This is a genomic window from Streptomyces griseicoloratus (assembly GCF_014534645.1).
Lineage (GTDB): Bacteria > Actinomycetota > Actinomycetes > Streptomycetales > Streptomycetaceae > Streptomyces > Streptomyces griseicoloratus.
In genome coordinates, this window is the sequence record NZ_JACVQF010000238.1 from 143,194 (window position 1) to 165,673 (window position 22,480).

Below are 22,480 nucleotides of genomic sequence, written 5' to 3' on the forward strand. Positions count from 1 at the left end.
TGGTCATCCGCGTTGTTCAAGACTGTAACCGAAGGCGATGACAGTTGAGATAGTCGTCCGTACCGCGAGATGGATCACAAAGGAGCCTCCGACCGTGCTGGAAGAAGTCGAGCGCTGGCTGAGCACACGCTCCTGGTCCGTGGCCGACCGTCCGCTCCACCGGCTCCTGTCCGCGAAGAACGCGACCGGTCAGACGGTCAGCGTCGTGCTGCCCGCGCTCAACGAGGAGGAGACCGTCGGCGACATCGTCGCGGTGATCCGCCGCGACCTGGTGCGGCGGGTGCCGCTCGTGGACGAGATCGTGGTCGTCGACTCCGGCTCCACCGACCGCACTTCGCAGGTCGCCGCCGCCGCGGGGGCGCGGGTGGTGCACCGCGACGCGATCCTGCCCCGGCTGCCGGCCGTGCCCGGCAAGGGCGAGGTGCTCTGGCGGTCGCTGCTGGTCACCGGCGGGGACATCGTCTGCTTCGTCGACGCGGACCTCAGGGAGTTCTCCTCCGACTTCGTCTCCGGCATCGTCGGCCCGCTGCTGACCGAGCCGGACGTCCACCTCGTGAAGGCCATGTACGACCGCCCCCTCGGCACGACCGCCGGGCAGGGCGGCCGGGTCACGGAGCTGATGGCCCGCCCGCTGCTCAACATGCACTGGCCGCAGCTGGCCGGCTTCGTCCAGCCCCTCGGCGGCGAGTACGCGGCCCGCCGCTCCCTGCTGGAGCAGCTTCCCTTCCCCGTCGGCTACGGCGTGGAGCTGGGCATGCTGGTCGACGCCCTGCACCTGGTGGGCCTGGACGCCCTCGCCCAGGTCGACGTCGGGGTCCGCAAGCACCGCCACCAGGACGGACAGGCGCTCGGCCGGATGTCCGCCGCGATCTACCGCACCGCCCAGCTCCGGCTGGCCCGCGGCCACCTGGTCCGGCCCTCGCTCACCCAGTTCGAACGCAGCGAGGACGGCTTCGAACCCCGGACGTACTCCGTGGACACCGAGGAACGGCCGCCGATGACGGAGATCGCGGAGTACGCGGCACGGCGGGTGGCCTGAGCGCGGGGCCGGCCCCCGGCCACCTGGCGCACCGTACGTTTGAGCGTTTCCGGGCCGGGCTAGGTTGAGGCACATGGCTTCAACGTTCGGTGCGGCTCAGGTACTGGTGGCCTCCAACCGGGGCCCGGTCTCGTACGAGGTCGGTCACGACGGTGCACTGCACGCCAAACGGGGTGGTGGCGGGCTGGTCTCCGGACTGTCGGCCATCGGGCCGGAAGCGGGCGCGCTGTGGGTGTGCTCGGCCCTGTCCGACGGCGACCGCGAGGCCGTGCGGCGCGGCACGGGCGAGAAGGGCGTGCGGATGCTGGACATCCCGGCCGCCGTGCACGCCGACGCGTACAACGGCATCGCCAACTCCGTGCTCTGGTTCGTCCACCACATGCTGTACCAGACCCCGCTGGAGCCGGTCTTCGACGCGGAGTTCCGGCGGCAGTGGGCGTCGTACGAGGAGTACAACCGGGCCTTCGCCGAGGCACTGGCGGACGAGGCCGCCGAGGGGGCGGTCGCGATCGTCCAGGACTACCACCTGACGCTGGTGCCGGGGATGCTGCGGGAGCTGCGGCCCGATCTGCGCATCGGCCACTTCTCGCACACGCCGTGGGCGCCGGTCGACTACTTCCGGATGCTGCCGGACGACATCGCCGGGCAGATCCTGCGCGGCATGCTCGGCGCCGACCGGCTCGGGTTCCTCACCCGGCGCTGGGCGGAGGCGTTCACCTCGTGCTGCGACGCTCTCGTGGGCGGGCTCGGCGGCACCCGGATCGGTGTGCACGGGCTCGGTGCGGACGCGGAGTTCCTGCGGCGGCGCTCGCGCGAGGCCGACGTCGACGAGCGGATGGCGGCGCTGCGGGCGGAGATCGGCGCGGGCCGCAAGGCGATCGTGCGCGTGGACCGCACGGAGCTGTCCAAGAACATCGTGCGCGGGCTGCTGGCGTACCGGCAGCTGCTCGCCGACCGGCCCGAGTGGCGTGAGCGCGTCGTGCACCTCGCCTTCGCGTATCCCTCGCGGCAGGACCTCGCCGTGTACCGGGACTACACGGCCGAGGTGCAGCGGCTGGCCCAGGAGATCAACGCCGAGTACGGGACGGCGGGGTGGACGCCGGTCGTCCTGCACGTCAAGGACGACTTCGCGCGGTCGCTGGCGGCGTACCGGCTGGCCGACGTGGCGCTGGTGAACCCCATCCGGGACGGCATGAACCTCGTGGCGAAGGAGGTGCCGGTCGTCTCCGACGAGGGGTGCGTGCTGGTGCTGTCGCGGGAGGCGGGGGCGTACGAGGAGCTCGGCGAGGACGCGGTCGTCGTCAATCCCTACGACGTGGCGGGGACGGCCGCCGCCCTGCACGAGGCGTTGTCGGTGGGGGCGGCGGAGCGGGCGGAGCGCTCGAAGCGGCTGGCCGCGGCGGCCACGGCGCTGCCGCCGGAGCGGTGGTTCCTGGATCAGCTGGAGGCGTTGCGGGGCTGACGGACGAAGGCCCCGCAACGGCGCCGGCGCGGCCGGGTCACCCCAGCCGGGCCGCCAGTGCCCGCAGCAGGGCCACCACTCCGGCCGGGCCGTCCACCACCACGTCCGCTCGTTCGCGCAGTTCCGTGACCTCGTCGCTGCCGCTGCAGACGAGCAGGCCCGGGGTGCCGGCCGAGCGGAGTTCGTCCACCGCCGCGAAGGCGGGCAGGTCGCCGAGGTCGTCGCCGGCGTAGAGGACGGACCCGGCGCCGGTCTCCCGGGCGTACGCCAGCAGGGCGGCGCCCTTGTCCATGCCGGGCGGGCGCAGTTCCAGCACCATGCGGCCGGGCTCGACGATCAGCCCGTGGCGGCCGGCCAGGTCGGACAGGGGGGCGCGCAGGGCGTCGAACGCGGCCTGCGGGTCGTCGGCGCGGCGGGTGTGGACGGCCACCGACCGGCCCTTCTCCTCGATCCACGTGCCCGGTCCCGCCGCCGACCGCTCCAGCAGGGCCGGCAGTTCGGCGCGGACGGCGGCGACGCCGGGGTGCGGGTCGGGGGCGGTGACGGTGCCGGTGGCCGCGTCCCAGCGCTCGGCGCCGTAGTGGCCGAGGACGACGAGGTGTTCCAGGCCGGGTACGTCCGCGAAGCCGCCGTGGCGGACGGCGACCTCGGCCGGACGGCCGGTGATCACGGCGACGGAGGCGACCTTCGGGGCGAGGGCCGTGAGGGCGGGTACCGCGTCCGGGTGGGCGCGGGCCTGGTCGGGGTCCGGCACGATCGGGGCGAGCGTGCCGTCGAAGTCGAGTGCGACCACCGCGCGGGCCGGCCGGGACACGAGGGCGTCGAGCCCGTCGCGTCCGGCCCGGCCGTCCGGCGTCGGCAGGTGGTCGTGCGATGCGTGGGTGGAGTCCGAGTGGCTGCCCATACGCCGAACCTATCCCGGCGGGGCCGCGCGCACGCGTGACCCGTCCGGCCGGGTGCCGCCGCCCGGGCGCCGGCCCCCATGGGCGGACGGTCCTCGGGGACCGGCACGAGCGCTCCCCGCAGGCCGCGCACCCGCGCGCGTACTGCCTGCGCCCGGGGACCCGCATTCCGGCGAACGGCGAGGTCCGTCCCGGCGCAGGGCGGACCGGGGCGCCCTGTGCCGCCGGGCCGGCTCCTCCCCGCCCGGCAACGGCCAAGGACGCGCCGCGCCCCGGGCGCGGGTCAGCGTTCCGCCCGGCGGGCCTCGCGGACCCGGCGCAGTCTGTTCACCGTCACCGGGTCCGAGGCCAGGGCCCGCGGGTCGTCCAGGAGGGCGTTGAGCAGTTGGTAGTAGCGGACGGGGGCGAGGCCCAGTTCCTCGCGTATCGCCCGCTCCTTCGCGCCGGGGCCGGGGAAGCCGCGGCGTTCCAGCGCGAGGATGTCCCGCTCCCGCTGCCCGAGCTGTGCCTCGTACTCCATGTGCGGCACCGTAGCCCCGGGCACGGACAGCGGCTACTCGCCGCTCTCCGCGCGGACCGCCGTCGTCTGCAGCTGGCCGAGCACCGCGGACGGGCTGCCGCCGGGGTCGACGGCCTGGCCGATGCGCTTCTTGACGTCCATGCTGACCGAGGCCCAGGAGCTCTTGCCGACCGGGTACAGCTCGGAGAGCAGCAGCTCGTTCAGGAACGGCTTGAGGTGCTTGTCCTCCGGGGCCGTGCTCATCACCTCGGACGCGGAGCTGGTGACCGGCAGCAGGTCGTACTCGCGGGAGAAGTCGAGCACGTTCTCGTCGTTGTAGACGAAGTCGAGGAAGTCGCCGATCTCCTCCTGGTGGCCGTTCTCCTTGAAGGCCGTCATCCAGTCGGTGACACCGAGCGTGTTCTTGCTCTCGCCGTCGACGCCGGGGGTCGGCACCATGCCGTACTCGACGTTCTTCTTGGACGCGATCTTCATCAGCGAGGGGTGGCCGTTGAGCATGCCGACGTCGCCGTTCGCGAAGGCGGCGAAGGCGTCGGCCCGGTTGAGCTTGCCCGGGGCGACCGGGCCGGTGAGGTCCTTGGCGACCAGTTCGTCCTTGAGCCAGGTGAAGGTGTCGACGTTCTGGGGCGAGTCGATCGAGTAGGTGCCGACGGCGTCGGTGTAGTTGCCCCCGCCGCTGAGCATCCACTGCATGGTCTCGGCCGGCGCCTCCTCGGGGCCCAGCGGCAGCGCGTAGGGGTACTTCACGCCCTCCGCCTTGAGTGCCTCGGCCGCCTCGGCGAGTTCGTCCCAGGTCTTGGGCGGGGTGATGCCGGCCTTCTCGAACAGGGTCTTGTTGTAGAAGAGCACGCGTGTGGAGGCCGCGAACGGCATGCCGTACTGCACCCCGTTCACCTGCCCCGCAGCGGCGAGCTGGGAGACGAAGTCCGCCTGGACCGGGATGGACAGCACGTCGTCGGCCCGGTAGAGCAGGTCCTTGGCCGCGTAGTCGGAGTAGGCGCCGATCTGCGCCATGTCGGGGGCCTGGCCGGCGTCGACCATCTCCCGGACCTTGCGGTCGACGTCGTTCCACGAGTAGACGGTGACGTCGACGTGCACGTCGGGGTGCTTGGCCTCGTAGGCCTTGGCCAGCTCGTTCCAGTAGTTCCGGGAGCTGTTGGCCTTTGTGTCGCCGTAGTCGGCGGCCACCAGCCTGAGCGTCACCTCGCCGGAGTCGCCGGTGAGCCCGCAGCCGCCGAGGACCGCCGTCATGCCCAGTGCGGACACCACCGCGACCGTTCCTTTCCTACGCCGCTGCACCTTTGTCGCCCCACCCTGCCGATTCTGCTGTTCGTTTACCGGATTAAGGTCTACACCACGTGAGTGGACTAGACCTCTCGCGGGTCATCGGGCCACACTGTCCCCGTGAGACATGTCATCGCCCTCGATGTGGGCGGCACCGGGATGAAGGCCGCCCTGGCCGGTCCGGGCGGCGAGCTGCTGCACCAGGCCCGCCGGGCCACCGGGCGCGAGCGCGGACCCGAGGCCGTCGTCGCGGGCATCCTGGACTTCGCCGCCGAGCTGCGCGAGCTGGGCGCCGAGCGGTTCGGCGAACCCGCGGCCGCGGCCGGTGTCGCCGTCCCCGGCATCATCGACGAGGAGCACGGCACCGCCGTGTACGCCGCCAACCTCGGCTGGCGCGACGTCCCGCTGCGCTCCCTGCTGAGCGACCGGCTCGGCGGCATCCCGGTCGCCCTCGGCCACGACGTGCGCAGCGGCGGACTCGCCGAGGGCCGGATCGGGGCCGGCCGGGGCGCCGACCGGTTCCTGTTCGTGCCGCTGGGCACGGGCATCGCGGGCGCCATCGGCATCGACGGCCGGGTGGAGGCGGGCGCCCACGGCTTCGCGGGCGAGATCGGCCACATCGTCGTACGCCCCGGCGCTGCCCCCTGCCCGTGCGGACAGCGCGGCTGTCTGGAGCGGTTCGCCTCCGCCTCGGCGGTCAGCCAGGCATGGGCCGAGGCGTGCGGGGACCCGGACGCGGACGCCGCCGACTGCGCCAAGGCGGTCGAGTCCGGCGACGCCCGGGCCGCACGCGTGTGGCAGGACGCGGTGGACGCGCTCGCCGACGGACTGGTCACCGCGCTCACCCTGCTGGACCCGCGCACCCTGATCATCGGTGGCGGTCTCGCCGAGGCCGGGGAAACCTTGTTCACACCGCTGCGGGACGCCGTCCGGCGACGCGTCACCTTCCAGAAGCTGCCGGAACTCGTCCCCGCGGCCCTGGGGGACACGGCCGGCTGCCTCGGTGCCGGGCTCATGGCCTGGGACCTGCTCACCACCACCACGACTCCCCCGGAGGTAACCACCTGATGGCCCCAAGCAAGGTTCTCGCCGGCGCCCGGGTGGTACTGCCCACCGGGACCGTGGACGACGGCCGCGTGATCGTCGAGGGCCCGCGGATCACGGACACGGCACCCCCGGACGCGGAGGTCGTCGACGTCACGGGCCACTGGGTGGTCCCCGGCTTCGTCGACATCCACAACCACGGAGGCGGCGGCGCCTCCTTCGCCGGCGGCACCCCCGAGGACATCCTCCAGGGCGTCCGCACCCACCGCCTGCACGGCACCACCACGCTGGTCGCCTCCGCGGTCACCGGCGACCTGGACTTCCTCGCCCGGCACGCCGGGGTGCTCGCCGAGCTGGCCCAGCAGGGCGACATCGCCGGCATCCACTTCGAGGGGCCGTTCATCTCCCCGTGCCGCAAGGGCGCGCACGACGAGCAGCTGCTGCGCGACCCCGACCCGGCCGAGGTCCGCAAGCTGATCGACGCGGCACACGGCCACGCGAAGATGATGACGCTGGCCACCGAGCTGCCGGGCGGCCTGAACTCCGTACGGCTGCTGGCCGAGCACGGCGTGATCGCGGCGGTCGGGCACACGGACGCGACGTACGAGCAGACGCTCCAGGCCGTCGACGCGGGCGCGACCGTCGCCACGCACCTGTTCAACGCCATGCCCCCGATCGGCCACCGCGCCCCCGGCCCGATCACCGCCCTGCTGGAGGACGAGCGGGTCACCGTCGAGCTGATCAACGACGGCACCCATCTGCACCCGGCCGCGCTCCAGCTGGCCTTCCACCACGCGGGCGCCGCCCGGGTCGCCTTCATCACCGACGCGATGGACGCGGCCGGCTTCGGGGACGGCCGCTACATGCTCGGCCCGATGGAAGTCGAGGTCGCCGACGGCGTCGCCCGGCTGGTGGAGGGCGGCTCGATCGCCGGCTCCACGCTCACCCTGGATCGCGCCTTCAAGCGGGCGGTGACGGTGGACGGGCTGCCCGTGGAGGACGTGGTGGCGGCGATCTCCGCCAACCCGGCCCGGCTGCTCGGCATGGCCGACCGGATCGGTTCGCTCGAGCCCGGCAAGGACGCCGACCTGGTGGTGCTGGACTCCGGCTTCGACCTGGTGGGCGTCATGCGCCGGGGTGAATGGGTGGTCGATCCCCAACTGGGCTGATCCGTCCGGCGAGTCGGCCGACGGTGGCCGGTCCGGGGCTGGGCCGGCCGCCGTCTGTTTGGCATGATCGTGCCCCCGGAACAACTCCGGGGCGACGACGGACGCAGGCAATCGGGGGAGGTCGGCACGGTGATCCTCACGGTCACGCTGAACACCGCTCTCGACATCACCTACCGCGTGCGTGGCCTGAGGCCGCACACCTCCCACCGCGTCACCGAGGTGACGGAACGTCCCGGCGGCAAGGGGCTGAATGTGGCCCGGGTGCTCGCGGCCCTCGGGCACGAGGTGACGGTCACGGGCTTCGCGGGCGGGGCCACCGGACACGCCGTGCGGGACGGGCTCACCGCCGAGCCGGCCGTGACGGACGCGCTGGTGCCGATCGCCGGCGCCAGCCGCCGCACGATCGCCGTCGTGGACGAGCTCACCGGCGACACCACCCAGCTCAACGAGCCCGGCCCGGCCATCGCGCCCGCGGAGTGGAACGCCTTCCAGGAGGTCTACGCGGATCTGCTCCCCGACGTCTCCGCGGTCGCCCTGTGCGGCAGCCTGCCGCCGGGCGTGCCGGTGGGCGCGTACGCCGGGCTGGTGCGGACGGCGCGTGCCGCCGGGGTTCCCGTCCTCCTGGACACCAGCGGGGAGCCGCTGCGCCGGGGCGTCGCCGCCCGCCCGGACATGATCAAGCCGAACGCCGACGAACTGGCCGAGCTGACCGGCTCGCACGAGCCGCTGCGGGCCACCCGGGACGCCCGGCGCCGCGGCGCCCACGCGGTCGTCGCCTCGCTCGGCACCGAGGGGCTGCTCGCCGTGACGCCCGAGGGCCACTGGCGGGCCGCGCCGCCCGCCCGGGTCCGCGGCAACCCGACCGGCGCCGGCGACTCGGCGGTCGCGGGCCTGCTCGCGGGACTGGTCGAGCACCTGGCCTGGCCGGACCGGCTGGCCCGCGCGGTCGCCCTGTCGGCGGCGACGGTGCTGGCCCCGGCGGCCGGCGAGTTCGACCGCCCGGCGTACGAGGAGCTGCTGGGCCAGGTGACGGTGACGGCGGAGGCCAGCGCGGCCTAGCTGCGCTTGACCTGGCCTTCCTTCAGCCAGAACTGGTCCAGCAGGACGTTGCACTTGTCTCCGTCCTGGCAGGACAGCGAGATCGTGTTGGTGCCCTTGTTGAGGGTCGGCCAGGCGTAGGTCTCGGTCCAGCCCTTGGCGAAGTCGCCGTCCTCGGCGCGGGCGAAGTTGCCCAGGTTCAGCTTGTTGCCGAACTCCTTGCCGTTGACCGTCAGCGTCATCGACTGGTCCTCGCCGGCCGCGCTGTAGCGGGCGAAGAGGGTGTAGGCGCCGTCCTTCGGGATGCCGTCGACCGTCCAGGTGACGGAGGCGCCGGACTGGTTGAGGTTGGCCACGTAGACGCCGCCGTCCGACTCGGCGCCCTGGACGTCGGACGCGGTCGTCACGCCCGGCGAGAGCCGCAGCGCCTTCGCGTCGATCGTCGGCAGCTCCACCTCGTCCTCGGCGCTGCTGCTCGCCGACGGGCTCGGGTCGGTGGTCTGGGACTGGGTCGGCGTGGTGTCGCCGCCGGCCTCGTTGCCGCCGTTGTCGTCGTCCGAGCCGCTGCTCGTCATGGCCACGGCGATGCCGATCACGACGGCGGCGACCACGGCGACGGCACCGATCAGCAGGCCCTTGGTGTTGGGCCCCCGGCCTCGGCCGCCGCCCGTGCCCCCGCCGCGCGACGGCTGCTGCGGGGCGGCCGGGGCGCCGCCGCCCGGGAGCGTCTCCGGCGCCGCGTAGTGCGCGTTCGGACGGCCGTAGGCGCCCTGCTGCTGCGGGGCCGCCTGGCCGTACGCGGCGGTCGGGCCGGCCTGGCCCTGCGGCGCGCCGTACTGCCGTGTGCCGACGGGACGCACCCGGTTGACCGAGTTCGGGTAGCCGTAGCCCCCGGACGGCGGCTGGGCCCCGTTGGCCTGCCCGTCGGCGTACAGGTAGCCGAACGGGTCGTCGTCCTCGGGCGTGCTCGCGCCGTTGTTGCCGGGCGTCATCCCTAGGTCTCCTAACCAGGTGCGGTGCGTTTGCGGTTCGAGTGGTGAGAGGGCGAGCCTACCCGCTCCGGATGACCCGAACGGGTGACTCCGACCGCATCAACTCGCTGACCTGGGGATCATCCCGCACGGCGGTGCTGTTTGGGACGAGATCGTTTCTCGACGTACATCCGTTCGTCAGCGGACTTCAGGACCTCGTCCGCCGTCATGCCGCAGTGGGCCCACCCGATGCCGAAGCTGGCGCCGACGCGGACGGCCCGTCCCTCGGCCCGGATCGGCTGGATGATCTCGTTGCGCAGCCGTACGGCGAGGTCCTGTGCGTCGGCCCGGCCGAGCCCGTCGGCGAGGATCACGAACTCGTCGCCGCCGAGCCGGGCCACGGTGTCGCCGTCTCGCACGCCGCCGCCGAGCCGCCGGGCGACCTCGATGAGGACGGCGTCGCCCGCGTTGTGCCCGAACCGGTCGTTGATCGACTTGAAGCCGTCCAGGTCGCAGAAGAAGACCGCCAGCCCCTTTGTGCCGTCGTCCCGGTCGCCCTCGGGGGCCACGACGTGCACGTGGTGGTCGTAGGCCCCGTAGGGATCGGTGGTGGAGCCGAAGTCGAAGGAGTGGCCGCCGGAGTCGAACAGGGCGTGCCCGAAGGCCGCGTCCATGGTGTCCGGCACGGCGTCGCTCGCGGACTGGGGACGCCGGCACAGCCGGGCGGACAGGCGCGAACGCAGCTCGGCGGAGTTCGGCAGGCCGGTGAGGGAGTCGTGGGAGGCGCGGTGGGCGAGCTGGAGCTCGCGGCGCTTGCGCTCCTCGATGTCCTCGACGTGGGTCAGCAGGAAGCGGGGGCCGTCGGCGGCGTCGGCGACGACGCTGTTGCGCAGGGAGACCCACACGTACGTGCCGTCGCGGCGGCCGAGTCTGAGTTCCGCCCGCCCGCCCTCGGCCGAGGTGCGCAGCAGCGTGCCTATGTCCTCGGGGTGGACGAGGTCGGAGAAGGAGTAGCGGCGCATCGCGGAGGCGGGCCGGCCGAGCAGCCGGCACAGGGCGTCGTTGGTGCGCAGGATCCGCCCGTGCTGGTCGCCGCCCATCTCGGCGATGGCCATGCCGGAGGGGGCGTACTCGAACGCCTGCCGGAAGCTCTCCTCGCTGGCCCGGAGGGCCTGCTGCTCGCGCTCCAGGCGGACCAGGGCGCGCTGCATGTTGGACCTCAGCCGGGCGTTGCTGATCGCGATCGCGGCCTGGAAGGCGTACATCTGCAAAGCCTCGCGGCCCCAGGCGCCCGGCCGGCGGCCGTTGCGCGGCCGGTCCACGGAGAGCACGCCGATCAGCTCGCCGCTCGATCCGCCGCCCTGCGGTCCGGGCGCGTACATGGGGGCGAAGAGCCGGTCCGAGGGGTGCCACTCGTCCTCGAAGCGGGGTGCGGGTCCGTCGGTGTACCACTGCGGGACGTCGTCGTCGTCGAGGACCCAGCCCTCGGTGTGGGGTATGAAGACCAGGTCGCCCCACTGCTCGCCCATGCCCAGCCTGCGGTCCCAGGACTCGCGGGAGCCGACCCGGCCGGTGATCAGGGCCTCGGCTGCCTGGTTGCCGGAGAAGGCTGCGACGACGAGGTCGCCGTCGGCGCGGACCAGGTTCACGCACGCCAGCTCGTACCCGAGGGCGTGGACGACGCCGTCGGCGACGGTCTGCAGGGTGTCCGCCAGGCTGCGGGCCGTGTTCATGTCGGCCATGACCTGGTGGAGCTGCCGCAGGGACGCAAGGCGGACGTAGGGCTCCGACTCGGTCTCCATGCTCGCCCTCCCCCCGAGACCTCGCAGCGAATCAAGGGTTCTCTTCGGCGTATCGTCCTGGCAGCTTCCCCGCCACTGAATCACAGCGCGCTGCCCACTCGGTACACAGGGTCAACAATTACTGCCTCTTGTGACTCAAGTCACAGCAAAACGTGAACAATTGAATGATGTTTCTGCGATTTTCCCGTGCGTTTACTGAACGCAAATGTCTTAGGTGTGCACGCGACTCCGCCGGTGGTCCTAGGTCCCGCCTCGGACCGGGGCCCGATGCGGGGCGCCCGGGGCGGCGATTAGCGTGACGACGTGCCGAACACACCCTCCCCCACCCTCGCCGCCGTCCCCGCCCCGACGTTGCCGTCACCGGCCGCCGGGCATGCTGAGGGGGTGAGCAACGACGAGTTCCGCGCCGCCATGTCCCGGCTGGCCTCGGGCGTGGTCCTGGTGACCGCGCAGGAGCCGCCGCTCGACCCCGACGACCCGCACGCCCCGCGCGGCGAGGACGTCGGGATGACGGCCACGGCGTTCGTGTCGGTGTCCCTCGACCCGCCGCTGGTGCTGGTCAGCCTGCGCGAGGGCTCCCGGATGGACGACCTGCTCACCGAACAGCCGCTGTGGGCGGTCTCCGTCCTGTCCGAGAGCCAGCGCCACATCGCCGGCCGCTTCGCGATGAAGGGCCGCGTCAGCGACCGGCTGCTCTTCGAGGACATCCCCTACACGCGGGGCGAGGCGACCGGCGCGCCGCTGGTGGGCGGGGCCCTCGCGACCCTGGAGTGCCGGACCGAGCAGCGCGTGCCCTCCGGCGACCACACGCTGGTGATCGGCCGGGTGCTCGCCGCCCGGGTGCCGAGCGCGGACGGGAGGCCGCTGGCGTACTTCCGGGGGCGGTACCGGCAGCTGGGCTGAGCCGCGGCCCGGGCGGCGGCCGGCAGCGGGCGTCACGGGCCGGGCCGCGGGCCGGCGGCGCCGCTGCTCAGGACCAGTTCTTCGGGGAGCGTCCGCGCTTGGTCTCCGAGCGCTGCTTCTTCTCCCGCAGCCGGCGTTCGTTGATGCCGCGCGGGATGCGCGTCGGTCTGCGGGGCTTGGGCGGGGGCGCGGTGGCCTCGGCGAGCAGGGCCGCGAGACGTACGGCGGCGGCCTCGCGGTTGCGCCACTGGGACCGGTGCTCGGAGGCGCGCACGGTGACCACTCCGTCGGTCAGCCGGCCGGCCAGCCGCTCCAGCGCCCGCCGCTTCCACACCTCGGGCAGCGCCTCGGTCCGCGCCAGGTCGAAGCGGAGCTCCACCGCCGTGTCCGTGGTGTTGACGTGCTGTCCGCCGGGCCCCGACGACCGCGAGAAACGCCACATGAGCTCGGCCTCCGGGAGGGAGACGGAGCCTCTGACGACATGGGGTCCGGACATGCCGTCCATGTTCCCGCCCGCGCCCGGCCCGCGTCACCCGAATATCCCGGGTAAAGAAAGTAAAGAGACCAGGAACCTTGCGTACCCCTCTCGTCGTTCATGGGGGTAGCTGTAACTTTCTTGCCGTACGTAAACGAGGGAAGGGACTCCCAACAATGGCTGTAAGCCTGTCCAAGGGTGGCAACGTCTCGCTCACCAAGGAGGCTCCGGGCCTGACCGCCGTCACCGTGGGCCTCGGCTGGGACGTCCGCACCACCACCGGCACCGACTTCGACCTCGACGCGTCCGCCATCGCGGTCAACCCGCAGGGCAAGGTCTACTCGGACGCCCACTTCGTCTTCTTCAACAACAAGCAGACCCCGGACAACACGATCGTCCACACGGGCGACAACCGCACGGGTGAGGGCGCCGGCGACGACGAGGCGATCAACGTCAACCTCGCCGCCCTCCCGGCCGACGTCGACAAGGTCGTCTTCCCGGTCTCGATCTACGACGCCGAGAACCGCTCGCAGAACTTCGGCCAGGTCCGCAACGCCTACATCCGCATCATCAACCAGGCCGGCGGCGCCGAGATCGCCCGCTACGACCTGTCGGAGGACGCGGCGACCGAGACCGCCATGGTCTTCGGCGAGCTGTACCGCAACGGCGCGGAGTGGAAGTTCCGCGCCGTCGGCCAGGGCTACGCCTCGGGCCTGGTCGGCATCGCCCAGGACTTCGGCGTGAACGTCTGACGGACGGCACCCCGGCACAGCGCCGGAGCCCCGGCCCGTGGGGGCCGGGGCTCCGGCGTCTTCACGACCGGAAGGCGCGAGGGTCCGGTCTGCCCCGTGTAACGCCCGGGGTCCGGTCCGCCCTGCGTTACTCCGGGGGTCCGATCCGCCCGGCGGGAACGCCGGAAAGGCCGTGCGCCCCCGCGGTACCGTGCCCGCGTGATCCTCACCCCGCTCCGCGTCACCCCCGACCGCGACATCCCGGGCCCGCTGCTCACCGAACTCACCGCCCTCCACGCCTCGAACCGCGCCTTCCACGCCCTCGGCGGCGACTTCCCCGACCCGGACGACATCCGTCCGGAGCAGGTGGCGGCGGCGCTGGCCGAGGAGTTGGCGGAACCCGGCGCCGAGGTGCTGCTCGCCAGGGACGCGGGCCGGCTGGTGGGGGTCGCCGTCACCCTCGGCCACCACCCCGACCCGGCCGACCCGGACCCGTGGATCGGGCTGCTGATGGTGGACGGGGGCCTGCGCCGGCGGGGATACGGCAGGCGGCTCGCGTCCCTGGTGGAGGACCGCTTCCGCGCCGCGGGCCGCACCGCCGTGCGCCTCGCCGTCCTCGACGGCAACACCGGTGGACTCGCCTTCTGGACGGCCCTCGGCTACGAGACCGTCGACCGCCGCCCCGACCTGCGACGCGGCCGCCCCTGCGCGGTGCTGCGCAAGCCGCTGCGCACCCCGCGCCGCGCCGCCCGCGTCGTCGTAAGCGACCCCGAGGGCGCGGTCTTCCTCTTCCGGTACGACAACGCCGAGGTCGGCGTGCACTGGGCGCCGCCCGGCGGCGGCCTGGAGGCGGACGAGAGCCCCCGCGAGGGCGCCCTGCGCGAACTGCGCGAGGAGACCGGCTGGACGGACCTGGAGCCGGGGCCCCTGCTGTGCACCTGGGAACACGACTTCACGCACCTGAGCGTCGGCCCCGTCCGCCAGCACGAGCACGTCTACCTCGCCCACGGTCCGCACCGCGAGCCGACCGGTGCCCGGCTCGCCGCCGCGCATGCCGCGGACGGCATCCTCACCTGGCGGTGGTGGAGCCGCGAGGAACTCGCCGAGGCACCCGAGCCCCTGTGGCCGCCGGAACTGGCCCGCCTGCTCGACGAGTTCGACGAGTTCGACGACTGAGCGGACCGGCAGCCGCCGGGCACCCCGGCCGGTGCCGTCACGGCAGCAGGCGCTGCTCCTTCGCCACGGCGACCGCGCCCGCGCGGGTGTCGACGCCCAGCTTGTCGTAGATGCGGCGCAGATGGGTCTTCACCGTGGCCTCGCTGATGAACAGGGCCCGGGCGATCTCCCGGTTGCCGAGGCCGCGGGCGAGCTGGGCCAGGATGTCCCGCTCGCGGTCGGTGAGGGAGGGCCGCGGACTGCGCATGTTGGCCATGACCCGGCTGGCGACCGGCCCGGACAGCGCCGTACGGCCCTGGGCGGCGGCGTGGATCGCGGCGAACAGCTCCTCAGGGCGCTCGGCCTTGAGGAGGTAGCCGGTCGCGCCCGCCTCGATGGCGCGGGTGATGTCGGCGTCGGTGTCGTAGGTGGTGAGGACCAGGACGTGCGGGGTCGTGCCGGGGGCGGCCGTGAGGCGGCGGGTGGTCTCCACACCGTCGATGCCCTCGCCGAGCTGGAGGTCCATCAGCACCACGTCCGGCGTGAGCTTCGCGGCGAGCGCCAGCGCCTCCTCGCCGGTGCCCGCCTCGCCGACCACCTCGATGCCGGGGGCGCTGTCGAGCAGGGCCAGCAGGCCGGCCCGTACGACGATGTGGTCGTCGCAGACCAGGATGCGCACGGGGTCGGGAGCGGTCATCGGGGACTCTCCAGGGGGACGGCGGCGGACAGGACGGTGCCCTCGCCGGGGGCGGACTCGACGGTCAGGGTGCCGCCGAGCTGTCGCAGCCGGGCGCGCATGGCGGGCAGGCCGTGGCCGCGCAGTCCGGCAGGGGTGTCGGCGAGGACGGCCGGATCGAAGCCGTGTCCGTCGTCGCTGACGTCCAGGACGACCTGGTCGTCCAGGAGGGTGAGGCTGAGCGCGGCGGTGGTCGCGCCCGCGTGTTCGCGGACGTTGGCCAGGGCCCCCTGGGCGATGCGCAGCAGCGCCGACTGGACGCGGTCCGGCAGCAGCGGTGCCCGCCCGCCGTCGTCGACCTGGACGCGGACGGTGAGGTGGTCGCCGGACTCCCGTGCGGCCAGGGCGCGCAGTGCCGTGTCCAGGCCACCGCCGCGGGCGAGGTCGGCGGGGGCCAGGTCGTGCACGAAGCGCCGGGCCTCGGCGAGGTTGTGCTCGGCGACGGAGGCCGCGCCCCGGACGTGGGTGCGGGCCTTGCCGGGGTCGGACTCCCACACCCGCTCGGCCGCCTGGAGCAGCATCCGCTGGCTGGACAGGCCCTGGGCGAGGGTGTCGTGGATCTCCATGGACAGCCGCTGGCGCTCGGCGAGGGTGCCCTCGCGCCGCTCGGACGCCGCGAGTTCGCGGCGGGTGCGGATCAGGTCGTCGATCAGTGCCCGCTGCCGGGCCGCCTGCCGCTCGGTCTGCAGGAACACGGCCGTGGCGATGGCGGCGACGGCGGGCGGCGCGAGCAGCAGGTTCGGATCGAAGCGCCCGGCGAGGCGGATCTGTGCGGCGACGACGAACAGCGTCAGCACCGCGACCAGGACCAGCGAGGCCCGCGCCGTCAGGGTGCGCAGGCCGGTGTAGAAGAGCGGCACCGCGCACCAGGAGAAGCTGGGCGCGAGGACGACCAGCACCATCCACACCACCACGACCAGCCCGAGCCAGGCCAGCCGCCGCCGGGCAGACCGCGCCCCGGGGCCGCTCAGGACCGGCCCGAGCAGGTGCAGTGCCGCGAGGGCGAGGGACAGGGCGATGATCCACGGGGTGCGGGGCTCACCGGGGTGGCGCAGAAGGAAGCGGGCGAGGGCACCACCGAGCAGCAGGAAGAAAGCCACGTGCATGACGGCACCCAGCCACCGGCTGTCCGGGTCGTATGGTCTCGGCATGCGGACCGCCTCCCTTCCCAGTGTCGCCCAAGGCGCCATCCAACCGCGCTGAACTGCGCAAACACCCCCATTGTGACCGCTCGGGGCGGCGGGCGGGTCAGCCGATCGGATGACCCGCCCGTCGCCCGTTCCGCGGCCGATCGGCATCCGGAACACCGACGGTCCGCCCGGGGTGACGGACGGAGGCTGGAGTGCAGACGGGCAGCCGGACCGCAGTGGCCGCCCGGCCGACTCCAAGGAGCAGACCAGCATGAAGAAGATCCTCTCCCGGCGCGCCCGCATCGTCACCGGCAGCGCGGTCATCGCCGCCGTCGCCGCCGGCACCTTCGGCACGGTGTCCGCGAACGCCGCCGCCCCCGAGGCCGCTCCGGCCGCCGCCCGGGCCGCCTCCGTCGACCGCGACGACACCACCACCTCCACGCACCTGACGATCGACGCCGCCACCGAGGCGGCGAGGGCCACGCTGAAGGCCGCCGCGAAGGAGAACCAGCGGATCTCGGTCGCCGTGGTCGACCGCAACGGCAACACGATCCTCACCATGCGCGGCGACGGTGCCGGCCCGCAGTCGTACGAGTCGGCCGTGAAGAAGGCGTTCACCGCGGTCTCCTGGAACGCCCCGACCTCCGAGCTGGCCAAGCGCCTGGAGAACGCCCCGAACCTGAAGGACATCCCGGGCACGCTGTTCCTGGGCGGCGGTGTCCCGGTCACCGCCCAGAACGCTCCGATCGCCGGCATCGGCGTCGCGGGTGCCCCCTCCGGCGACCTGGACGAGAAGTTCGCGCGGGCGGGCGCGGCGGCGCTGGCCGACTAGCCACCCCCTGCTGGCCGCCCCCTGCCGACGGGTGTTTCACGTGAAACGCCCCATAGGATCACGGCGTGCGCATCCCCCGTCCGCTCGCCGTGGTGACCGCCGCCGCCGTCGCCTCCCTCGTGGCGTGCGGCGGCGGTGTGCATGGCACCCCCGGCGGCTCCGGAGCGCGCGACCCGTACTTCCCCAAGGCGGGCAACGGCGGCTACGACGTCGGCCACTACGCCCTGGACCTCGCCTACGACCCCGGCACCCACCAGCTGAGCGGTACCGCGACCATCACCGCCCGGGCCACCCAGGACCTGTCGGCGTTCAACCTGGACCTCAAGGGCCTGGACGTCGAGAAGGTCACCGTCGAGGGCCACGGCGCCCGCTTCAACCGCGCCGGCCAGGAACTGACCGTCCGCCCGCCCGTCGAGCTCCACGACGGCCGGACGTTCCGGGTGGCCGTGCGCTACTCCGGCACCCCGGTGACGATCACCGACCCCGACGGCTCCGAGGAGGGCTGGCTGCGGACGGCCGACGGGGCGCTCGCGCTCGGCCAGCCCACCGGGTCGATGGCCTGGTTCCCGGGCAACCACCACCCGTCCGACAAGGCGACCTACGACCTGGCGGTGACCGTGCCACAGGGCCTCGGGGCCGTCTCCAACGGCGAACCGGCCGGCGAGCGGACCGCCCGGGGCCGGACGACGTACACCTGGCGCACCACCGAGCCCATGGCGAGCTACCTCGCCACCGTCGCGATCGGCGACTGGGACGTCCACCGCTCCGCCACCCGGGACGGGCTCCCGGTGTACACGGCCGTCGATCCCGGACAGGCGCAGGCGAGCCGGAAGCTGCCGGACACGATCGCCGAGGTCCTGACCTGGGCTCAGGAGCACTTCGGCCCCTACCCCTTCTCTTCGTCCGGAGCGATCGTCGACCGGCCGGAGGACGCCGACTACGCCCTGGAGACGCAGAACCGGCCCGTCTTCGCCGGCGCCCCCGACACCGTCCTCCTCGTCCATGAACTCGCCCACCAGTGGTACGGCAACTCCGTCAGCCCGAAGACCTGGCGGGACATGTGGCTCAACGAGGGCTTCGCCACCTACGCGGAGTGGCTGTGGCAGGAGGACCACGGGGGCGACACCGCGCAGGAGACCTTCGACGCGCTGTACGCCGGGCACTACTACGACGGCGAGGACGCGAACGACTCGGTCTGGGCGTTCCCGCCCGCGGACCCGCCCGACGCGGCGCACATCTCCGCGAGCCCGGTCTACCAGCGCGGCGCGATGGTCCTGCACAAGATCCGGCGGACGGTCGGTGACGACGGCTTCCGTACGCTGATGCGGGGCTGGGCGTCCGCGCACCGGCACGGCAACGCGGACACGGAGGACTTCACCGCGTACGTGGAGAGGACCGCGCCGGACGAGGACTTCTCGGTGATCTGGGAGGACTGGCTGTACGGGGAGGGCCGTCCGGACCGGCCGTGACGGAGGCGTCCCCGCCCGGTCCACACCGTGTTGACGGGGATGCCCCCGCCCCGGTCCGCACCGTGTTGACGGGGATGCCCCCGCCCGGTCCGCACCGTGTTGACGGGGATGCCCCCGCCCCGGTCCGCACCGTGTGACGGGGACACCCTCGGCCCGTCGGCACCGTGTGACGGCGACGCCCCCGGCCCGGTCCGCGCGGACCATGACACCATCACCCCCGTGCTCGACATCGGCTACGCCCTCTCCAACCGCTTCCCCGACCCCCCGCAGACCGACTACCGCCGCGCGGACGTCCATGCCCTGCGGCACGACCTGTTCTGCGGGGACGTGTACCTCGCCGACACCGAGGCGGACCGGGAGGTGTCCACAGCCTGGGGATGGGTGCCGGTGCTCGACTTCGCCTGGGCGCTGTGCGACATCGTGGAGCGGATCGACCGGGACCCGGCGGGGTCCCGGGCGTCCCGGCCGCAGCGGGCGGAGCTGGACTTCACCGAGTCCACCGACCGGCTGCTCTTCGAGCGCCGCTTCGGCTGGGTCGACATCGAGGCGGAGTGGCTGCCGCCGTCGGAGCCGCCGCTGTCCTTCTCCCACGCCGAACTGCGCCGGGAGGCCAGGGACTTCCTGCACGACCTGATCGCCGATCTCACGGACATGCACGAGGACCTCGCGGAGAATCCGGCGATCTGGACCCTGCAGGCCCGCTTCCCCCGGCTGCCCTGAGGCCTCTCCCGGCCCCTACTGCTCCGCCAGCACGCGCACACCCAGCTCCGCGGCCAGCACGGGCGCCAGGTCCAGCAGCTGGGCCGGGCTGATCACTGCCCCCGCCAGGCGGTCGACCCCGCGGGCGATCTCCAGCGGGGCGGCGCCGCGCAGGTCGACGTCCGTGCAGGCCGCCGCGCTGAAGTCCGCCTCCTTCACGGCACAGTCCACGAACGCGACCCGCTCCAGGCGGGCACCCCCGAAGTCGGGCTCGACCAGGACGCAGCCCTCGAAGACGACGTCCTTGAGCCGGGCCCGCCGCAGGTTCAGGTAGTCGATCTTGCCGCCGCGGATCAGCACCCGCTCCAGCGCCGCGCCGTGCAACTGGGTGCCGCCGAGGCGGGCGTCGACCAGCTCGACATCGCGCAGGGTGGCCTCGGCCAGGTCCGTGCCGACGCCCCGCAGGCCGGTGAGGACGGAGTCGAGCAGCCGGACCCGCCGCAGGGAGGTCTCGTCCAGCGCGCACGCCGTCAGCGCGCAGTCCATGAAGCGGGCGCCCGCGGCGTCCTGCCCGGCGAAGTCCGTCCCCCGGAACTCCAGCCCGTCATAGTCCCCGTCGGGCTCCAGTTCCCCGCCGCCGTACGGCTCCAGGGACGGCAGCCGCACCTCGGGGCGCCGTGCCGCCTTCACCGCCGTACCCCCGCCGCCCGCCGCTCTTCTCGCCATGCCCCCATGCTGCACCCCACCACCGACAATCCCTCCGGCCCGCGCAGACGCCGTGCGGCGCGGGCCCGATGTCACATTCCGGGGCCCAGGGTCGTCGTACTCCCCAGAGGCACAGGCACCAGTGCCAACGGAACACGTGAGGCGACGCCGACACGAGGGAGACCCCAGCCATGCAACGCATCACCGTCATCGGCGGCGGCTTCGCCGGACTGACCGCGGCCATCACCGCAGCCGAGGCGGGCGCCAAGGTCACCGTCCACGAAGCCCACCACACCCTCGGCGGACGGGCCCGGACCGCCGAGGGCCCGTACCGCACCAACGAGGGCCCGCACGCCCTCTACAACGGCGGCCCGCACTGGACCTGGCTCAAGCAGCGCGGGCTGATCGGACCGCTCGCGCCCCTTCCCCCGCTGGAGGGGGCGCGGCTGCGGCTGCGGCACCGGGGCGCGCTGCGCCGCACACCGCCCTTCGCCATGCTGAAGCTGCTGCGCCGAAGTGTCGGGCAGGCCCCCGTGGACACCGACTTCCTGACCTGGGCGACCGGCATCGCGGGCGAGGAGGGCGCCCGCGCCGCGGCCCACTACTGCGCGGTGGCCCTCTTCCACCACGACCCCGGCTCCCTGTCCGCGGCCTTCGTGCAGGAACGCCTGCGCCGGGCCGCCAAGCTGCCGCCCGAGGCGCACTACCCGCGCGGGGGCTGGGGCGGGCTCATCGACCGGATGGCCGCGCGGGCCTGGAACCTCGGGGTGCGGGTGGAGACCCTCTCCCGGGTCGACGCCCTTCCGACCGACACCCCCGTGGTCGTCGCCACCTCGCTGGACGCCGCCCGGAAGCTGCTGCTCGACCCCGCGCTGACCTGGCCGAGCGGGCGCACCACCCTGGTCGACCTCGCGGTGCGGACCCGGCGCGGCGACGCCTTCGCGATCTCCGATCTGGACGCGCCGGGCTGGATCGAGCGGTTCACCGCGCAGGACCGCACCCTGGCACCGGCGGGCGAGCAGCTGATCCAGGGCCAGATCCCCCTGGCCCCGGACGAGTCGAAGGCCGACGGCACCGCCCGTGCCGAACAACTGCTCGACCTCGGGTTCCCCGGCTGGCGCGAGCGCGTCACCTGGCGGCGCGAGTCCGTGGCGAACGGCCGTACAGGCGCCGTCGACCCGCCCGGCACCACCTGGCGCGACCGGCCCGCCGTCGACCGCGGCGACGGCGTCTACCTCGCCGGGGACCAGGTCGCCGCGCCCGGGCTGCTGTCGGAGGTCTCCTTCAACAGCGCCCTGACGGCGGTGTCCCTGGCGCTCGGGCGGCGGGAACTTGACCTCAAGCGGGCTTGAGGTCGTTGAGTGGGTGCGGTCAGGCCAAGAGCACCGACGTCCACTGGGGGGACCGCCATGCGCGCCATCCGTCTGCACTCCTTCGGCCCGGCCGAGAACCTCACCCTCGAAGAGGTGGAGGACCCGAAGCCGGGGCCGGGCCAGGTCCGCGTCGCCGTCCGCGCCGCGGGCGTGCATCTGGTGGACACCGCCCTGCGCGCGGGCGTCCGGGGCCCGGCGCCCGAGCTGCCCGCCCTGCCCACGATCCCCGGCCGCGAGGTCGCGGGCGTCGTGGACGTCCTCGGCGAGGGGGTCGCGGACGAGTGGCTCGGCCGGCGCGTGGTCGCCCACCTCGGTTTCGTTCCCGGGGGCTACGCCGAACTCGCCGTCACCGACACCGCCCGGCTGCACGAGATCCCCGGCGGTCTGGACTTCGCCGAGGCCGTCGCCATGATCGGCACGGGTCGTACGACGATGGGGATCGTGCAGTTCGCCGAGCTGGGCCCGGACGCGGTGGCCGTGGTCCCGGCCGCCGCGGGCGGCATCGGCACCCTGCTGGTGCAGTACGCCAAGAACGCCGGCGCCACCGTGATCGGTCTGGCCGGCGGCCCCGCGAAGACGGCCCGCGTCGCGGCGAACGGCGCCGACCTCGCCGTCGACTACACGAACCCCGGCTGGCCGGCCGAGGTCCGCGCGCACCTCGGCGGGCGGACCGCCACCGTCGTCTTCGACGGCGTCGGCGGGGACGTGGCCCGCGAGGCCGTCGCCCTGCTCGGCCCCGGCGGCAGGCACCTCGTCTTCGGCTGGTCGGGCGAGGGCCTGCACGACGGCAGCCCCCACCTCGTCGAGGGGGTCTCCGAGCAGGTGCTCGGGCCGGTGATGATGGAGAAGGCCGGCGGTCCCAACCCCGTACGCACCCTCGAACTGCGCGCCCTCGCCGCGGCCGCCGAGGGCCGGCTCAGGCCCGCCGTCCAGCGCTTCCCGCTCGCCGAGGCGGCCGCCGCGCACCGGGCGCTGGAGACGCGGGGCACGACCGGCAAGGTGGTGCTGGAGCCGTAACCAGTGGGACGCGGGTGAAGATGC

The 22,480-nt window shown here is 73.6% G+C and carries 22 protein-coding genes; 13 read left to right on the top strand and 9 right to left on the bottom strand.

What is annotated here, in order from left to right; genetic code table 11:
- Window positions 1-94 precede the first annotated feature (94 nt).
- Together H0H10_RS38155 and H0H10_RS38160 are read left to right on the top strand one after the other, a co-directional pair.
- Window positions 95-1,039, top strand: a complete 945-nt coding sequence (locus H0H10_RS38155) for a glucosyl-3-phosphoglycerate synthase (protein WP_188185810.1) — start codon at window positions 95-97, stop codon at window positions 1,037-1,039.
- Window positions 1,040-1,112: 73 nt separating this feature from the next.
- Complete coding sequence (locus tag H0H10_RS38160) at window positions 1,113-2,501, top strand: alpha,alpha-trehalose-phosphate synthase (UDP-forming) (protein ID WP_188185811.1); 1,389 nt, start codon at window positions 1,113-1,115, stop codon at window positions 2,499-2,501.
- 37 nt (window positions 2,502-2,538) lie between these two features.
- Here H0H10_RS38160 and otsB read toward each other — a convergent pair whose 3' ends face one another.
- The 3 genes from otsB to H0H10_RS38175 all read right to left on the bottom strand — a co-directional run bounded on the left by otsB (window position 2,539) and on the right by H0H10_RS38175 (window position 5,222).
- Window positions 2,539-3,405 (bottom strand): trehalose-phosphatase, encoded by an 867-nt coding sequence (gene otsB / locus H0H10_RS38165; protein ID WP_188185812.1) that lies wholly within the window; start codon window positions 3,403-3,405, stop codon window positions 2,539-2,541.
- Between the two features lie 281 nt (window positions 3,406-3,686).
- Window positions 3,687-3,923 carry a DUF3263 domain-containing protein gene (locus H0H10_RS38170; RefSeq protein WP_188185813.1) on the bottom strand — a complete coding sequence of 79 codons (237 nt, stop codon included), beginning with the start codon at window positions 3,921-3,923 and terminating at the stop codon, window positions 3,687-3,689.
- A gap of 33 nt (window positions 3,924-3,956) precedes the next feature.
- Entirely contained in the window at window positions 3,957-5,222 is a 1,266-nt protein-coding gene (locus H0H10_RS38175; protein ID WP_444875699.1) for an ABC transporter substrate-binding protein, read from the bottom strand.
- A 105-nt stretch (window positions 5,223-5,327) separates the two neighbouring features.
- On the opposite strand from H0H10_RS38175, the gene H0H10_RS38180 reads away from it, so the two are divergent.
- The 3 genes from H0H10_RS38180 to H0H10_RS38190 all read left to right on the top strand — a co-directional run bounded on the left by H0H10_RS38180 (window position 5,328) and on the right by H0H10_RS38190 (window position 8,479).
- Window positions 5,328-6,275, top strand: coding sequence for an ROK family protein (locus H0H10_RS38180; RefSeq protein WP_188185814.1), 948 nt, complete (start codon window positions 5,328-5,330; stop codon window positions 6,273-6,275).
- Window positions 6,275-7,420, top strand: coding sequence for an N-acetylglucosamine-6-phosphate deacetylase (gene nagA, locus H0H10_RS38185; protein WP_188185815.1), 1,146 nt, complete (start codon window positions 6,275-6,277; stop codon window positions 7,418-7,420). The genes H0H10_RS38180 and nagA overlap by 1 nt, the downstream gene beginning before the upstream one ends.
- Window positions 7,421-7,549: 129 nt before the next feature.
- Complete coding sequence (locus H0H10_RS38190) at window positions 7,550-8,479, top strand: 1-phosphofructokinase family hexose kinase (RefSeq protein ID WP_188185920.1); 930 nt, start codon at window positions 7,550-7,552, stop codon at window positions 8,477-8,479.
- Here the strand turns inward: H0H10_RS38190 and H0H10_RS38195 are convergent.
- Window positions 8,476-9,450 carry a carbohydrate-binding protein gene (locus H0H10_RS38195; RefSeq protein WP_188185816.1) on the bottom strand — a complete coding sequence of 325 codons (975 nt, stop codon included), beginning with the start codon at window positions 9,448-9,450 and terminating at the stop codon, window positions 8,476-8,478. The genes H0H10_RS38190 and H0H10_RS38195 overlap by 4 nt on opposite strands.
- A 119-nt stretch (window positions 9,451-9,569) precedes the next feature.
- Entirely contained in the window at window positions 9,570-11,231 is a 1,662-nt protein-coding gene (cdgB, locus tag H0H10_RS38200; RefSeq protein WP_188185817.1) for a diguanylate cyclase CdgB, read from the bottom strand.
- A 303-nt stretch (window positions 11,232-11,534) separates the two neighbouring features.
- Between cdgB and H0H10_RS38205 the strand changes: the two genes are divergently transcribed.
- Complete coding sequence (locus H0H10_RS38205; RefSeq protein WP_188185818.1) at window positions 11,535-12,134, top strand: flavin reductase family protein; 600 nt, start codon at window positions 11,535-11,537, stop codon at window positions 12,132-12,134.
- Between the two features lie 67 nt (window positions 12,135-12,201).
- On the opposite strand, the gene arfB is transcribed toward H0H10_RS38205, so the two are convergent.
- Entirely contained in the window at window positions 12,202-12,639 is a 438-nt protein-coding gene (gene arfB, locus H0H10_RS38210) for an alternative ribosome rescue aminoacyl-tRNA hydrolase ArfB (RefSeq protein ID WP_188185819.1), read from the bottom strand.
- Between the two features lie 146 nt (window positions 12,640-12,785).
- Between arfB and H0H10_RS38215 the strand changes: the two genes are divergently transcribed.
- Complete coding sequence (locus H0H10_RS38215) at window positions 12,786-13,361, top strand: TerD family protein (protein ID WP_188185820.1); 576 nt, start codon at window positions 12,786-12,788, stop codon at window positions 13,359-13,361.
- A gap of 198 nt (window positions 13,362-13,559) precedes the next feature.
- Complete coding sequence (locus tag H0H10_RS38220) at window positions 13,560-14,516, top strand: GNAT family N-acetyltransferase (protein ID WP_188185821.1); 957 nt, start codon at window positions 13,560-13,562, stop codon at window positions 14,514-14,516.
- A 37-nt stretch (window positions 14,517-14,553) separates the two neighbouring features.
- Here H0H10_RS38220 and H0H10_RS38225 read toward each other — a convergent pair whose 3' ends face one another.
- Window positions 14,554-15,192, bottom strand: coding sequence for a response regulator (locus H0H10_RS38225; RefSeq protein ID WP_188185822.1), 639 nt, complete (start codon window positions 15,190-15,192; stop codon window positions 14,554-14,556).
- Window positions 15,189-16,382: a sensor histidine kinase gene (locus H0H10_RS38230; RefSeq protein ID WP_188185823.1), complete on the bottom strand. Its 1,194-nt coding sequence runs from the start codon at window positions 16,380-16,382 to the stop codon at window positions 15,189-15,191. The genes H0H10_RS38225 and H0H10_RS38230 overlap by 4 nt, the downstream gene beginning before the upstream one ends.
- A gap of 250 nt (window positions 16,383-16,632) precedes the next feature.
- Here H0H10_RS38230 and H0H10_RS38235 point away from each other — a divergent pair, with 250 nt between their 5' ends.
- From H0H10_RS38235 to H0H10_RS38245, 3 genes are all read left to right on the top strand, one after another.
- Complete coding sequence (locus tag H0H10_RS38235) at window positions 16,633-17,193, top strand: GlcG/HbpS family heme-binding protein (RefSeq protein WP_188185824.1); 561 nt, start codon at window positions 16,633-16,635, stop codon at window positions 17,191-17,193.
- A 65-nt stretch (window positions 17,194-17,258) separates the two neighbouring features.
- Window positions 17,259-18,662, top strand: a complete 1,404-nt coding sequence (locus H0H10_RS38240) for a M1 family metallopeptidase (protein WP_188185825.1) — start codon at window positions 17,259-17,261, stop codon at window positions 18,660-18,662.
- Between the two features lie 219 nt (window positions 18,663-18,881).
- Window positions 18,882-19,382: a hypothetical protein gene (locus tag H0H10_RS38245; protein ID WP_188185826.1), complete on the top strand. Its 501-nt coding sequence runs from the start codon at window positions 18,882-18,884 to the stop codon at window positions 19,380-19,382.
- Between the two features lie 15 nt (window positions 19,383-19,397).
- Here the strand turns inward: H0H10_RS38245 and H0H10_RS38250 are convergent, their stop codons facing one another.
- A complete protein-coding gene (locus tag H0H10_RS38250; protein WP_188185827.1) occupies window positions 19,398-20,087 on the bottom strand; it encodes a pentapeptide repeat-containing protein in 690 nt (229 codons plus the stop codon).
- Between the two features lie 170 nt (window positions 20,088-20,257).
- Between H0H10_RS38250 and H0H10_RS38255 the strand changes: the two genes are divergently transcribed.
- On the top strand, window positions 20,258-21,418 hold the full coding sequence (locus tag H0H10_RS38255) for an NAD(P)-binding protein (protein WP_188185828.1): 1,161 nt from the start codon (window positions 20,258-20,260) through the stop codon (window positions 21,416-21,418).
- 57 nt (window positions 21,419-21,475) lie between these two features.
- A complete protein-coding gene (locus H0H10_RS38260) occupies window positions 21,476-22,456 on the top strand; it encodes a zinc-binding dehydrogenase (RefSeq protein WP_188185829.1) in 981 nt (326 codons plus the stop codon).
- The last annotated feature ends 24 nt before the right edge of the window (window positions 22,457-22,480 follow it).